Source organism: Paenibacillus xylanilyticus, from assembly GCF_013359935.1.
In the GTDB taxonomy this organism is placed as follows: Bacteria; Bacillota; Bacilli; order Paenibacillales; family Paenibacillaceae; genus Paenibacillus; species Paenibacillus xylanilyticus.
Window position 1 is genome coordinate 14,131 of sequence record NZ_JABMCB010000153.1, and the last position, 14,517, is coordinate 28,647.

13 protein-coding genes are annotated in these 14,517 nt (G+C 49.0%); 2 read left to right on the plus strand and 11 right to left on the minus strand.

The annotated features are described in order from the left end of the window. Positions 1 to 3 precede the first annotated feature (3 nt). The 10 genes from HP552_RS04790 to HP552_RS04835 form a co-directional block, all read right to left on the minus strand. Positions 4 to 1,611: an ABC transporter substrate-binding protein gene (locus HP552_RS04790; protein WP_175394464.1), complete on the minus strand. Its 1,608-nt coding sequence runs from the start codon at positions 1,609 to 1,611 to the stop codon at positions 4 to 6. A gap of 22 nt (positions 1,612 to 1,633) precedes the next feature. Next, positions 1,634 to 2,686 carry an oligopeptide/dipeptide ABC transporter ATP-binding protein gene (locus HP552_RS04795; protein ID WP_175394465.1) on the minus strand — a complete coding sequence of 351 codons (1,053 nt, stop codon included), beginning with the start codon at positions 2,684 to 2,686 and terminating at the stop codon, positions 1,634 to 1,636. Continuing rightward, positions 2,676 to 3,653 carry an ABC transporter ATP-binding protein gene (locus HP552_RS04800; protein ID WP_217506318.1) on the minus strand — a complete coding sequence of 326 codons (978 nt, stop codon included), beginning with the start codon at positions 3,651 to 3,653 and terminating at the stop codon, positions 2,676 to 2,678. Before HP552_RS04800 ends, HP552_RS04795 begins: the two co-directional genes overlap by 11 nt. Positions 3,654 to 3,717: 64 nt before the next feature. Further along, on the minus strand, positions 3,718 to 4,578 hold the full coding sequence (locus tag HP552_RS04805) for an ABC transporter permease (protein ID WP_217506319.1): 861 nt from the start codon (positions 4,576 to 4,578) through the stop codon (positions 3,718 to 3,720). A gap of 14 nt (positions 4,579 to 4,592) precedes the next feature. Next, positions 4,593 to 5,558: an ABC transporter permease gene (locus tag HP552_RS04810; protein ID WP_175394466.1), complete on the minus strand. Its 966-nt coding sequence runs from the start codon at positions 5,556 to 5,558 to the stop codon at positions 4,593 to 4,595. A 422-nt stretch (positions 5,559 to 5,980) separates the two neighbouring features. Further along, on the minus strand, positions 5,981 to 7,618 hold the full coding sequence (locus HP552_RS04815; protein WP_175394467.1) for a M20/M25/M40 family metallo-hydrolase: 1,638 nt from the start codon (positions 7,616 to 7,618) through the stop codon (positions 5,981 to 5,983). 62 nt (positions 7,619 to 7,680) lie between these two features. Further along, on the minus strand, positions 7,681 to 8,877 hold the full coding sequence (locus HP552_RS04820) for an ornithine--oxo-acid transaminase (protein WP_175394468.1): 1,197 nt from the start codon (positions 8,875 to 8,877) through the stop codon (positions 7,681 to 7,683). A gap of 241 nt (positions 8,878 to 9,118) precedes the next feature. Next, positions 9,119 to 9,853, minus strand: a complete 735-nt coding sequence (locus HP552_RS04825) for an IclR family transcriptional regulator (RefSeq protein ID WP_175394469.1) — start codon at positions 9,851 to 9,853, stop codon at positions 9,119 to 9,121. Positions 9,854 to 10,065: 212 nt separating this feature from the next. Continuing rightward, the gene (locus tag HP552_RS04830; RefSeq protein WP_175394470.1) at positions 10,066 to 10,866 is read right to left on the minus strand and encodes a DUF4261 domain-containing protein; all 801 of its coding nucleotides are present in this window, start codon (positions 10,864 to 10,866) and stop codon (positions 10,066 to 10,068) included. Positions 10,867 to 10,986: 120 nt separating this feature from the next. Continuing rightward, positions 10,987 to 11,343, minus strand: a complete 357-nt coding sequence (locus tag HP552_RS04835) for a DUF1304 domain-containing protein (RefSeq protein WP_175394471.1) — start codon at positions 11,341 to 11,343, stop codon at positions 10,987 to 10,989. 242 nt (positions 11,344 to 11,585) lie between these two features. Between HP552_RS04835 and HP552_RS04840 the strand changes: the two genes are divergently transcribed. Together HP552_RS04840 and HP552_RS04845 are read left to right on the plus strand one after the other, a co-directional pair. Then, positions 11,586 to 12,788, plus strand: a complete 1,203-nt coding sequence (locus HP552_RS04840; RefSeq protein WP_175394472.1) for an MFS transporter — start codon at positions 11,586 to 11,588, stop codon at positions 12,786 to 12,788. 139 nt (positions 12,789 to 12,927) lie between these two features. Next, on the plus strand, positions 12,928 to 13,443 hold the full coding sequence (locus HP552_RS04845) for an MOSC domain-containing protein (protein WP_312884207.1): 516 nt from the start codon (positions 12,928 to 12,930) through the stop codon (positions 13,441 to 13,443). On the opposite strand, the gene HP552_RS04850 is transcribed toward HP552_RS04845, so the two are convergent. Beyond that, complete coding sequence (locus tag HP552_RS04850; protein ID WP_175394473.1) at positions 13,427 to 14,266, minus strand: helix-turn-helix domain-containing protein; 840 nt, start codon at positions 14,264 to 14,266, stop codon at positions 13,427 to 13,429. The genes HP552_RS04845 and HP552_RS04850 overlap by 17 nt on opposite strands. Between the last annotated feature and the right edge of the window lie 251 nt (positions 14,267 to 14,517).

Here is a 14,517-nt window from a genome sequence, read left to right on the forward strand (position 1 = left end):
TGATCAGTTATCCAGCCATACATAGTTGTACTCGGAAAAGGATGTAAACGGCAGTGCTTCAGCAGAAGAAGGATCACCCTTCACATATTGATGCACCGGATTGGTACCAACATATTCACTGATGGGAATGATGGGTAGATCTTCTGTCAGAATGCGTTGAACTTCCGCATATTTCGGCTTGCGCTCGTCTTCCTTGACGAGTTTGCCGCCCTCAGCCAGCAGCTGATCCAATTCTTTGTTGCTGTAGCCCATAATGTTGGATGGACAGTCGGTACCGATCCGGTTCGTAATCGCTCCTACATCAGGACCTTGATAGCCACCGAGAATGCTGAGCTGATATTTCCGTTCCTGCACGACCTGAGTATCCCAGGCAGCATAATCACTCACGTTAATCGTCACATTAATGCCTACTTTGCCGAGTTGGTCCTTAATTACAGTAGCGATATCCTGGTACACATCATATTGGAAAATATCAAGGGTAACGTTCAGATAGTTTCCATTGCCGTCTGGTGTAAGTCCTGCCTGTTCTAGCAATGCTTTGGCTTTGGCAGCGTCCGGTTCAGGGACCTTATAGGTATCATCAATGGCCCAGTCATAGACAGGAGATATGAAAGTTTCCGCAACTTGACCCTGTCCCTTCAGGGCTTTATCCAGAATTTCCTGAATGTTCATGGCATAAGCAACAGCTTGACGAACTTCAAGTTTATTGAATGGCTCCTGATCAAAATTAAACAGAAGATAGGTTCTGGATGGCCAAAGGCTGCTCTTCATAACGACTTCTGGTTTTTGCATCATCACCTGTAGCTCGGAAGCCGGCGGATCACCGCCGAAGACATCCAGCTCACCGTTATAGAAGGATTGCAGCATGGTGTTAGGATCGGTAATGATGGAGAAGATCAGTTTATCGACATGGGGGACCTGCCCAAAATAATGTTCATTGCGTTCCAGTGACACGTTCACGCCAGTGGTGTATTCGGAAAATTTGAATGGCCCACTGCCAATGGGCGTACCCGATGTACCTGTATTCCATTCAGCGGTGCTGTAGATATGTTCCGGCAGAATGAACGTTCCATACCAGGCCAGATAACCAAGGAAGGACGCATCCGGTTCGCCCAGCGTAATGACAACCGTATGCTCGTCGGGGGTTTCGATACCTGTAATGCCACTGATGCTTTCCACCGCAAGGCCACTGTTTTCCTTAATGGCTTCAAGCGTATACTTAACATCGGCGGAGGTAACCGGCTCGCCGTCATGCCAAGTGGCCTCCGGATGAAGATGGAACGTATACGTTAATCCATCATCCGAGATCTCCCACTTTTCGGCCAGATCGGAGATGATCTGTTGATCGTTGTTGATTTTGACCAGGCGGCTGAACAGATTCTGTGCAACAGGGTATAGATAATCGTCGGAAGTTCCGTCAGGATTGAACGATAACGGATCACCGGTTAGGCCAACGAGTAGAGTGCCGCCTTCCTTTACGCCATTCTCCGCCGTATTGCCCGAAAGTTCAGTTGTTCCTTCCGAATTGTTTCCGCTGCCGCCCCCCGTACAGGCTGCGAGCAGACCTGCCATCAGAATCAGTATCGAGAATAAGGCCAACCTTTTTTTCATGTCTCCACTCCCTTTGTCGTAGTTAAATTAACTGCGGATCCTGCTTTTGTCGCCAACTCGCTTCTGTGGGATCATCCTCTGTATATGGGCAGCTGACCCAATGACCGTTGCCCAAATCAACAGCTTCGGGATATTGGGTAAGGCATGAATCTCTCCTCTGATAACAACGGGAATAAAAGTAGCAGCCTGGACCGGTATGAATGGGAGTTGGAGGCTCACCTTGGATCCGAATCGTTTCCTGCGGCTGGCCAATGGACTCCAGTTTGGATGAACTGGCGATGAGTGCTTTGGTATATGGATGCTTCGGATGATGAAGTACTTCATCTGTGGGGCCAGTTTCCACGAAACGCCCCAGGTACATGACAGCAACCTGATCGGATACATAACGGGTGGATACAATGTCGTGGCTGATAAACACCATGGCCGTATTCTCTTCACGGCAGACGTGAGTCAGCATATTGATAATATCGGCCCGAACGGAAACGTCGAGCATGGATACAGGTTCATCCGCTACGATAAAAAGAGGATTGAGCAGCATCGAGCGCAGGATGGATATGCGCTGCAGTTGACCACCAGATAGCTGATGCGGGTAACGATACAGGAAGTCGGAAGCAGGACGCAGTCCGGCTTGCTCCATTCGTTCCGAGCATAGCGCGAGGCGATCGGCATCATTTTGACCTATTCGATGCAGTTTCAGGGTATCTGTCAGAATCTTGGCAATCGTGAAGCGAGGGTCGAACGTATCAAACGGATTTTGAAAGATCATCTGGGCTGTACGACGGAATTCGGATGGGCTCCGTTTGTACAACTCTTGTGAGGGAACACCTGCATAATTGATCTGCCCTGACGTAACCTCCTCCAGCTTGGTGAGCAGTCGGCCCAGTGTGGATTTGCCGCAGCCACTCTCGCCAATAACGCCAAGTACCTGCCCCTGTTCCAAAGAAAAACTGACACCATCGACCGATTTGACGTCCTGTTTGCGTGATACTTTGCCATTGATGACCATGCGTTTGCGCTGCGTGTAATACTTGACCAGATCCTGGGCTACAATCGCTTTGGGGGAATTAGTGGGCATGTGCGAGTTCACCTCCAACGAGATGACAGGCCACGCGATGCCCTTGCTGGAACAAGGTTTCGTCCGGATTGACTTGGCGGCATAGCTCTACGGCATGATCACAGCGGCTGGCGAAAATACATCCGGTAGGCAAGAGTGCCAGATCGGGAATGGAACCCGGAATGCCACGAACATTTTCCTTTTCCCCCGTAAACGACGGAATGGACCTTAATAATCCTTGCGTATAAGGATGAAGGGGGTGAGTCAGTACCTGTTTCACCAGTCCCGTTTCCACGATTCGTCCTGCATACATTACAGCAACCTTGTTGCAGGCAGAGGCCACCACCGACATATCATGAGTAATCATGATGCGAGTAATGCCCAGTTTACGTTCCAATTCAAGCATTTCATCCAAAATCTGACCCTGGGTCACGACATCAAGAGCCGTTGTGGCCTCGTCAAGAATGAGCAGCTTGGGCTGGTGCATCAGACTGAGCGCGATTGCAACCCGTTGCATCATGCCGCCTGACAGTTCATGTGGATACAGGTCATATACACGTTCCGGGAGATTGACCATGTGCAGCAGCGCAACCATGCGACTTCTTGCTTCACGCTTGGAGACTTTGGTTTCGTGCATGCGGTAAATGTCAGACATTTGGACACCTATGCGATGTACCGGGCTTAATGCACTCATTGACTTCTGAAACACGACAGCAAGTTCAGTCCAACGCAGACGAGCCAGCTCGCTTTCGTTAAGTGATAATAGGTCAGTTCCGTTAAACTGCACTTCACCTGTAACTTCGGCTGCCTGTTCGGGGAGCAATCGGAGAATAGCCATGGCCAGTGTGGATTTGCCGGAACCTGATTCGCCAACGATGCCGATGGAATCACGCTCATCGATGGTTAACGACACCCGGTCCACGGCAGTGACATGTCTTTGTTTCGTTTTATAGGTGACGCTGAGATTGTTCAATTCAACCATGGGCATAATGTTTGCCTCCTCTTGTGGGGATGGACTGCAGGGATGCCTAGTGGATTATAAGTAATGAAGTCTAGTGATGGCCGCGCAGCTTGGGACTGAGTATGCGATTCAATCCGTCTCCGATCAGATAAAATGCCAGCACGGTAATCACAATGGTCAAGCCGGAGAAGGTAGAGATCCACCAGCCGGAAGTCAGATAGGCACGTCCGTTGAAAACAATCTGTCCCCAGCTGACCACGTTGGGATCGCCCAATCCAAGGAAACTGAGACCTGCCTCGGTTAGAATGGCACCGGAGATGTTCATGGTGGTGTTGGCGATAATCGGGAAAATGCCATTGGGAATGATATGTTTGAATAAAATGCGAATGCGGCTCTCACCAATGGCTGTTGAGCTAAGTACGAAGGTTCGTTCACGCAGTGACATTGCCTGTGCACGCATGAGCCTGGCATTACCCACCCAACTGGTTAAGCCGATAATCAGCATGACATTCAGCATGCTGCTGCCAAACAGGGCAATGACGAGAAGTATGAGGAAGAAGGTAGGCATGATGAGAAAAATATTGTTGACCTCGGTGAGCACTTTGTCCAATGGTCCACGATAAAATCCGGCGATACCGCCGAGCAGGGTACCGATGACCCCGGAGATCAGAGCAGCTACTACGCCAATGAGCAGTGAAGTCCTTGCACCGTAGATAATCATGCTGAATACGTCACGCCCCAGTCCATCAGTACCGAGCAGATGCACGGCCCCAGGGGGAGCTGTCAGTTCTTCACCAAGTGCATATGGGTCATGCGTAGCTATAAGTGGAGCAAAGATGGCGACCAACACCAGCAAGGCCAGAATGCCGAGACCTATTTTTAGTGGAAGAATGCCATTGACTGTATGAACCATCCGTTTGAAGGAGCTTTGTGTGGTTATTGTCGTTTCCATGGGACATGGCCTCCTTACTTGTACCTGATCCTGGGATCGATAAATGCATAGAGCAGATCAACGATAATCATGGTGACGGCAACCGAGATGGATAAGATGAGGTAGATGCCCATAAGCAGTGGGTAATCCCGGCTGCTGATTGCCTTGAGCATGAAGCTGCCCATGCCAGGCCAGCTGAAGACAATTTCGATGATGGCTACACCCGTGAAGATATAGGCTAATGTAATCCCGAAAACAGTGATGGTAGGAAGTACAGCATTTTTGAAAACATATTTGCGGAATATCCGGCCTTCATTCATGCCGGTTGCCCGTAGTGTGGTTACAAAATCCTCTGACATGACCTGAAGTACGGAAGAGCGGGCAATTCTGAAAAAGTAGGGGGCGCTGATCAGAGTTAACGTCATTCCTGGCAGAATGAGATGTTTCATGACATCCATTACATGGACGAATCCCGTGTACCCGCCTCTCAGGTCAACCATGCCTGCGGTGGGAAGGATATTCAGCCATGAAGCGAAAATCATGATGAGCATCATGCCAAGCCAAAACCCTGGCATGGCATCGAAGAGATAGGATATGCCGTTCATGGCAGTATCCAGTTTGGAGCCTGCGCGCCGGGCGCAGTAGATTCCCAGTGCTGTTCCGATAATAAGGGAGAGTATCGCCGTGGTGAGTGACAGCAGCAGGGTAGGTCCGATCCGTTCGCCAATCATCTCGGTGACGGGTCGATTATTGGAGATAGACTGTCCCAGATCTCCTTGAAGCAGGTTTTTGAAATACGTGAGCAGCTGCATGCCGACGGACTGGTCCAACCCGTACTTTTCGCGCAGAGCCTGCTCCATTGCCGGCGAAGGGTTATCCCGGCCTGACAAAATGCTGACGGGGTCTCCAGGCGCGAGATGGATAAGCAAAAAGCTAAACACTATGGCCACGATGACAGTCAGCGTTCCGGTGACCGCTCGCCTTGCGATATATCTGCCCACACGCTTCCCTCCTGATTTACGGTCCGGAACGCCGTTTATGCGGGCATACTCTGCGTGGAGAGTGAGCATTAGTGCGTTCCGTCTTCCGGTGAGATTTAGCTTGAAATTGTTTCTTTCCGTAATACGGAAAACTTTTCCGAAAATATAACAAGCAATAAGTCGGGTCGCTCTTGACAGGGTTACCAAGTGATAGAGTGTGATCAGGCTGATATTTTTCTTACATCATAAAAGAGAAGTTATTCGGTGTCAATTAGAATAACATATGAGTGACGCAAAATCTTTTATTCACCCTAAAATGTTCGGAGTTTTATAATTAAATCACTTATTGTGTCATATTAATGTACATTAATAGCTGAAGTAATACATTTTTACCATGAATACTGTCAACATGAGTCGTATTATGAAGTCTGTACGATATGAAACTATACCGCTTGTGTAGAAGCTCCGGCTGCAAGCGCCATGGTAATGCAGGTGGAGAGCAAATCAGGCATCGTAACAAAGGCATAGTGCACATTCAGACGTTCAGTCCATTTGTGCGCATCCTTGCCGTAAGGACCCAAATTCATGACAGGTATGGCGAGCTGCTCCATTTCGTTCAGCGGAATGGAATAACCCTTGTTCCACAGCGGCATGTTGTCTGCCAGGCGGTCATGTGAAATTGTGCCTGAAGTGGAGCCTACATAACTCAGATCAGTCATGGCGCTATGAAAGTTGGCATGATGAAGCTCGAACTGATGGTGTGCCAGAGCATACTCGGACAGGCTGTTGCATATTTCAGTCACTATCTGGGACTGGTACGAGCTGTTTGGCGGGTAGTAAGGCGGCGCGAAAAACAGCACGATCATGGGAGACAGAGCCTTGCACAGAAGAGATAGAGCATCAACAACGGCTGAGGTATTACCGCGGTCATCCGCTTCAGGGTTGCGATGAAGTGCCTCCTGGATGACGGCTGTTACCTGCTCTTCACCATAGGTTTGATGGGCATAACGGAGCAGCTCTTCATACGTCATCACCTTTACCTGAATGTTTGTCTCCTCTGAGGAATCACCAAGGTAGGCGGATGCGCGTGCATGGTATTTCTGTTCAATACGGGCAGCGGCGCGGCGCGCCACATCCAGCAGGGGTTCGATCAGTTGATCCACCGATTTCTCCAGCAGCAGAAGGTTGCTCATGGTCACAGCACGATAGGGGATCGTTACCGAATAGGCATTCATCATGCTGTGTTGAATCAGGTTGGTTGGAGGCGGAGTGGATTGCCCCTCAACATGTTCGCAGAAGGTGGTGTCCATCTCCAGCTCGGCTGTAATTTCGGCAGCCATGTAGTTGCCATTGAGACCTTTAAATGGATAAACGACATGGGTTTCTTTGCCGTAACACAAAAATCCGGGCAGTGCTTTGCCGATCGAGCCTTTCTCCAGATATCGTCCGCTTTCATCACCATCCCCGAAATGGGATTCCGAATTAATCAGCAGTGCGTATTCCAGGCCGTGGCGTTTGGCAAGTTCGAGCAATACAGGAATGGAGGCGCGCATGCCAACAGAATTAACCTCCTCATCGGGGACTGCAAGCAGCAGCAGATTGCCGTCAAATTCTCCGTGACAAGCTCGTTCGATCATGGACATCTGGAGGGCGAGACCGCACTTCATGTCCATTACACCACGTCCAAAGATCCAATCATCCGTCTCAATATCGGCCCGGACTTTCTCCGGCAGACGCTCCTTGTTGCTGTGGAAAAGTTCTGTCAGTTTCTCCACATTGAAGGCATAAGGCTTCCAGTCTCCGTAACAATCCACCTCTACCACGTCGAAATGGCTGAGTACAATAATCGTTCGTGCAGTGGGTATTTGGCTTTTGACCAAAGCGGTTACGAGTGTGCGGCCATCTCCAGTGGGATGGGATTGAAGATATTCGGGATGCTGTCTGTAATAATCGAGCTCGCTTAGTTGTTGTGTGATAAAAAGAGGAAATTCAGCCTCGGCTTCCGATTCGCTGATGCTCGGGATGCGGATCAGATCGCTTAGCAATGCGGCGATTTGTTGTGGAGTAGACCATTTTTTCATAGGGAACACCTCTTCTTATGGAATGATGGTGCAGATGAGTCGCAAGAAAACGTGTGCTCTGGTTATAGACTGGCAAAAACATCGATGATGGCATCTGCAGCCCAGTGCAGGTCTTCTTCGGAAATTATGAGTGGGGGTGCCAGGCGGATAACATGCTCGTGTGTTTCCTTGCAGAGCAGTCCAGCGTGCTGCAGCTTCTCACATACAGGTCTTGCCGGACAGCTCAGCTCAATGGCGATGAATAATCCCCTTCCGCGGATGTCAATAATCATCGGATGGTTAATGGCCTTTAACCTGGACAGGAGTTGCTCGCCCAACCGAAGAGAGCGCTCAGCCAGTTTTTCACCTTCAGTCACCTGAAGTGCGGCTATGGCTACGGCGCAAGCCAGCGGGTTGCCGCCGAAGGTGGAACCGTGGGAGCCGGGCTCGAACAGACCGAGAATACTGCGATCTGCAGCGACAGCAGACACAGGGAGTACACCGCCGCCCAATGCCTTGCCCATCAGGTACATATCTGGGACAACTGCTTCCCAATCACAGGCAAAGGGTTTACCGGTTCGGCCAAATCCGGTTTGGATCTCGTCAGCAATGAGCAGTAGATGATGCTGACGACAGAGCGCCGCCGCTTGCTGCAGATACCCATCCGGTGGGATGACAATGCCAGCTTCACCCTGGATCGGTTCAACGAGAAATGCTGCTGTGTTTGCTGTGATGGCCTGCTCCAAAGCTCGAATATCACCGTAAGGAATAATGGTAAAGCCCGGTGTAAATGGACCAAAATCCTCCCGATAGGAAGGTTCGGAGGAGAATGATGTTACCGTAAGGGTCCTCCCGTGAAAATTGCCGGAACAGACAATAATCTCGGCCTGCCCTTGAGGAATTCCTTTTACCCGGTAACCCCAGCGCCGTGCCGCTTTGATGGCAGTCTCTACAGCTTCGACACCTGTATTCATGGGCAAAATCATATTTTTGCCGGTGTACTGGGTCAGCTTCTCCAGTAATTCGGCTAAAGGTTCATTGTAGAAGGCGCGCGAGGTGAGTGTGACCTTGGCGGATTGCTTATGCAGTGCTGCGATGATGTGGGGATGACGATGCCCTTGATTCAAGGCGGAGTATCCGCTAAGCATATCCATATAACGCTTGCCGTCCGGATCCTCGACCCAGACGCCTTCTGCTTGGGCGATTACAATGGGAAGGGGGTGGTAATTGTGTGCTCCCAAGCGTTCTGTCTGTTCAATGGTGGTCTGTACGTTATTCATCGAATCCCTCTTTTCATGTCAAGTGGAATTTCCGTAATGCGGAAAGTGTTTCCGATTATAGTGACAGAGATGATGGACAATAAAGCTTCAGGAAGGCGGATCAGTGTGTGTAACTGGAGTGCTGGTTGAATATCTTGATGTAGGGTTGAGTGAAGTGGTCATGATGTAAGGGGCTGAATCGTTGAATGTGAAGAGACAGACTTCTTGAAAATGAGACCCGGTACAGGCCGGATCAGGCGGGCTATCCGCCAATCCGGTTGGATATTTCAAGCGCCGCATGGGTGACCAGCTTGCCAAGAAAGGCAACCCGTTCATCCGTGAGCTGGTAACTGACAACACCAATGCCAATGGCTCCCTCTACTTTGCGGCCGAATCCCATAATGGGGGAGGAGATGGCCACGGTCCCTTCGGTAAGTTCCGCATAACTGACACAATAGCCGGCCTGCTTAATCGAGGGTAATGTCTGCAACAGCTCATTGCGCTTGTTGGTGTCATCGATGAGTCGAATGAGAATGGCCTCAGCTTCTCTGGGGTCCATGCTGGCAAGCATGGCCTTGTTGGGTGCGCCGATATGCATGGCGATGCGCTCGCCCAGGTTTTCTACCACGCGAAGCTTGGTTTGGCTCTCTACTTTGTCCACGCCCATGGAGTAGAGCCCGTAAGGCATGCTCAGAAATACAGTTTCTTTAACTTCATCGGCCAATTGTTCCATGATGGGTCTCGCAGCAAGGCGCATATCGGATTCCTCCAACTGCTGCAGGCCGACTTCCATCCAGCGTGACCCGGTTTTGTAGCGCTTGGTATCCGGAATCTGCGTGACAAGTCCGTGTTCCATCATGGAGCTGATGAGCCGGTGGGTGGTGCTTAGAGGCAAGCCTACACGTTCTGAGATGTCTGATATGGCCCAGCCGGAGCGGGTGTTTCCGGATAACAGAAGCTGAACAATATGCATTGCGCGATCAATGGATTGAACCAACGAAATCCCTCATTTGTTAAGCTGCTAACAGGTAGAAGCTGGTGTTTTTTTAGATTATAGGGGGAGGGAATATGCTTGTCAACAAACATATTCCCTCCTGTGTTAATATATATGCCATCGAGATTACAATAAGCACTTCATTTTTTATTGAAAAATCTAACTTTTCATTTCATACATGCTGCATTTTGCAGCATGTAATTCAAACGGCTCAACTAAAATCCAATCTTCAAACTGGTTCCTTCAGCAGCTATTCCCTTGGACCGGGTGATCGGGAGCTTCTGCTCGGCTGTAAATCCGAGAGTCTCTCCGTCATGCAAAGTGACATCATTTTCAATCACGTAAGTCATGGCCATGAACATCATTTCAAAAACATCGCTTAACGGGTTGGCTGAATGTATGATCTCGATCTCTTCTTTTCCGAAGTTTCGCAATCCATGCGTATAGGCTGAAGCGCCTTCAGGACTCTGGTACATACCGATAAAAATCCAAAGGGAGACCGGCAGCTCATCCTGCTTGAGACTGTGACTCGTCTCCACATATTGACGTGCCTCGACAACGAGCGGCGCCAAATATATGGCGAGTGCGTGGTCAAGCTGCAACAGGGCGCTCGCTGTCTTGGTAAACAGGATATGTCCCTGGATGGCATCCGCTGCGTTCAGAACAGAAACGATAATCTGTGACTGATGCCTGGAAGTAACTTGCTCCGCTTCACGCCACAATATATTTAATTTGGCATTCTCCTCCACTTCGTGGTTGGGGACAGGGGCACCGATATGAGCACATACCACCTGCATTCCATCTACCTCAAAGAAAAGATTGCCCTCTTCCGAATTCTCATCGATATGAATATCCCAATCATTCTTCATCGTTTGGATGAAGCGATCAAAATCACAGTCATCCTGTTCCAATAGTATAAAACCAACAATGGTTTCACTATGCGAAGAAGATTCCACGGCTCCGCCTGCGGGTACAGGTTCCTTTTTGCGACGCCGAAGCTTGTCAAACAGTCCCATGAGACGTTCTCCTTTCCAGATCAATCACGGTGATTGGCATGACTTGTTGCCACTATTACCTTACCATACCATGCTTGGTTTGTAATGAATCAGGGCGGCGAGCTGCCAAGCATGCGGTGATTAAAGGAAAAGGACCAAGAGCAGTGCGATAATCGCAGGCAATCCCTGTTTGACGATAATAGACCGCGAAGCTGTCGCCCCTCCATATAGGGCTGCAATGATTACGCAAGCCAGGAAGAAGATCTGAATGTGCTGACTAACAATGGGGTCGGGGTACAACAGCCCCCAGATTAGCCCCGCCGCGAGAAATCCATTGTATAGCCCCTGATTGGCAGCCAGAGACTTGGTCGATTCTGCTAATTCAGGAGTGAGACCGAAGGTTTTCATTGTGCGTGGGCGGGTCCACATAAACATTTCCATCACCAGGATATAGATGTGTTCAATGGCTACGAGAGCTACAAAAATTGCACCAATCAATGGGAACACCTAGCTTTCTTTTATGTATTTTAGTTCATTGCCTTCTCAGTATAAATGTTCGTAACGAGAACTAAAAGTGTGAATTTAATTTTGCACAAATTAATTGTGTGATTAAATATATCCAAAGTGGACAATCTGATAAACTTGTTGCTTATAAACAAACATTATTATATATTGTCTATAAATAAACAAACAAAATTAAATTTAATTATGTTTGGCGAAATTTGAAGGAGGAGTTAAAGTTGTTTCGTAATCCGTATGTGCGAACGATTGTCGTTTCGCGAATTCTTTTGCAGTTGGGGATTTGGATACGCAATTTTGCCATTCTGTTGTATGTGACGGATCTGACCAACAATGACCCGCAGGCCGTATCTTGGATTTCTGTAGCGGAGTATGCACCGATTTTTGTGTTTGCCATCATCGGAGGAACGTTTGCTGATCGCTGGAGGCCCAAGCGTACCATGGTGTGGTGTGATGTGCTCTCCTCATTGTCTGCGGTGGCTGTGCTGGTTGCATTAATGTTTGGTCCATGGTATTCAGTATTGCTGGGTACCTTGGTGTCGGCTGTTTTTTCCCAGTTCTCTCAGCCTTCGGCAATGAAGCTGTTCAAGCAGCACGTGCCGGGTGAGGAACTGCAGGGAGTAATGGCTATGTTCCAAACAATGGTGGCGGTCTTTATGGTGGTTGGCCCCATGATCGGAACGGTCATCTATCAGAACTACGGGATTGAAGTATCTCTTGTCGTTACAGCGGTGATGTTCCTCGTTTCGGGTTTTGTCCTTTCGCGGTTACCTAAGGATGAAATGACGTCTGTAGGTGCAGTCATTCAGGGGTCTTTTCGTCAAGAGCTGGCTGAAGGATTTCGATATGTGTATGCGAATTCGGCCTTGCGGACACTGGTTATGACCTTTGCTGTATCCGGGCTTGCAGCAGGATTGATTCAGCCGTTAATGCTTTTTGTTGCCATCGATAATCTGGGCCAGGACAAAACCTTTCTTCAGTGGTTGCTCATGGTTAATGGAGCGGCCATGCTGGTTGGAGGCGGGGTTATCATGAGTGCAGCCAAAAAGCTTCAGCCGCAGGTCCTGCTCGCTGTAGGGCTGCTACTCAGTGCATTGGGAACGGTTATGATGGGATGGTCCGAGAGCATTCTGCTTACCATGGCGGCACAGATGATCAATGGATTCTTTTACCCTTGGATTCATGTAGGGATTCAGACGATGATCATGCGTAATACGGATACAGCTTTTATTGGCCGTGTGGGGGGAGCGGTTACCCCAGTATTTATGGGCATGATGGTAATTAGCATGTCGCTCGCAGGTTATTTAATGGATCAGTTAAGCCTAGTGACGGTATTTACCGTGAGTGGTGTGCTGTTTCTGGCAGGGGCGTCCATTTTGGGGCCGATGCTACCGAAGGGAAGGAAGTCAGCAGATTTTACATGACGAATGATGCTCAGCGCGAGTCAGGTCTCAAGATCAACATATGCCGATTGCTGAAATATCCCCATTGGGTAATAATGTATATCATGGAAAATGAAAAGCTCATGGAAAAGAGGGGATTGGCATAGGGACCGTTCAATTTGTGCTGCTTGCGGATGATCCGTCGACATTTATTACACGGGTAGTACCCTTTATTGATATTGAGCTCGCTGGTATTCCGGGAGACCGCCATTACGGTCTGCTGCGTCCAGCGGACTCCAGACAGAAAATATATAAGCGAGGCACACCGATTGCCAATCGTCGGCAGATCAGTATTGTTTCTGAAGAGGAATGTGCTCTTATCGCCGAGAAAATGAATATTCCTGAAGTGCGTCCGGAATGGCTTGGGGCCAACATGCTGGTCCGAGGCATTGATCAATTGACTGAGCTGCCTGCCGGAACGCGGCTTCTGTTTCCTGATGGAACGGGTTTGATATGCGAAGGGGAGAATCTTCCTTGTTTACATCCGGGAAAAGTCATTGAGCAAGTGTATGAACAGGATGGTTTGCGTAAAAAATTCGTGCCAGCCGCCCGCAAAAAACGCGGTATCGTCTGTTCGGTTGAACGGGAAGGTGTAATCCATACGGGTGATACGATTGAAGTTATCCGCCTGTCCTGATATTTGAGGACAGGTTTTTTCGTGAGTTGACGTATTCTTCGGGCGTACTCCCGATAATCGATTTGAAGTCTTTGATGAAATGGGACTGATCATGATATCCGAGCTCCTGAGAGAGCTTAACCAGATCGCAGTGAAGACCGCGGTCAATCAGATCGGCGGCATTTTGCAGACGATACAGCTTGATTACGGTTTTGGGGGCGATTCCCACATATTGATTAAACAGACGTTGGAGTTTTCTGGTGTGAATGTTCCAAGAAGATGAAAGGTCATCCACTCTCAACATCTCGCGATCCAGCTCAATCTGCTGCACGATATTGTGAACCAGCCTCGCTTGCGCATCCTCAGCTGGAAGGTGTGCGCATAAAAGCTGATCCATATAACGGGCTTTATCCGCATCACAGCCATCTCCAAGCAGTCGTTCTTCCAATGATTCAGCGCTGACGTCAAGAACACCGGAAACCTCCATGGGTTGTCTGTACAGTGATGAGACAGGAACCCGAATGAATGGATAGAATCCACCTGGTTTGAATTTCACACCAAACACACTGCCCTTTCCGTTGATCAAATAGGAGAATTTTCGTCCGGAAGGTCCGAAGAAGAAGGTGTTGCCCCGCTCTATGACCAGATTGACACAGGGATTCGGCACCACATGTTGGGGATACGGATCAAGTCCATTGAGATCCCACGATACCACCCAGAAATGTTTAACAAAAGGGCTAAGTGCTTCGGAAGGAGCATGCCGTGTCAGCTGATATCTTTTATCGCCTTCATTCAGATTCAACAGTCCCATGCTGGGCCTGCTGAAATGAGTTGTGGAATCCATTCTGTTCATCCCCTCTGCATTTGGTGTGGCAGCCCTATCAATACATAAGGAACAAGCTGTTATTTCATTCCATTTTAGTATATCTGATCTTCTGGGAAAGCACTATACGGGGATATAATCCTTGTATATGGATGGGGCTGTCAGCATTCAAAAATGAATTTTATTTTTCCGTTGTCGTGTTTTTACAATACGAAGTTAAGGGTATAACGGTAGGATAGGTATGCGAGTTGGTAGATCGCACATCCAATGCA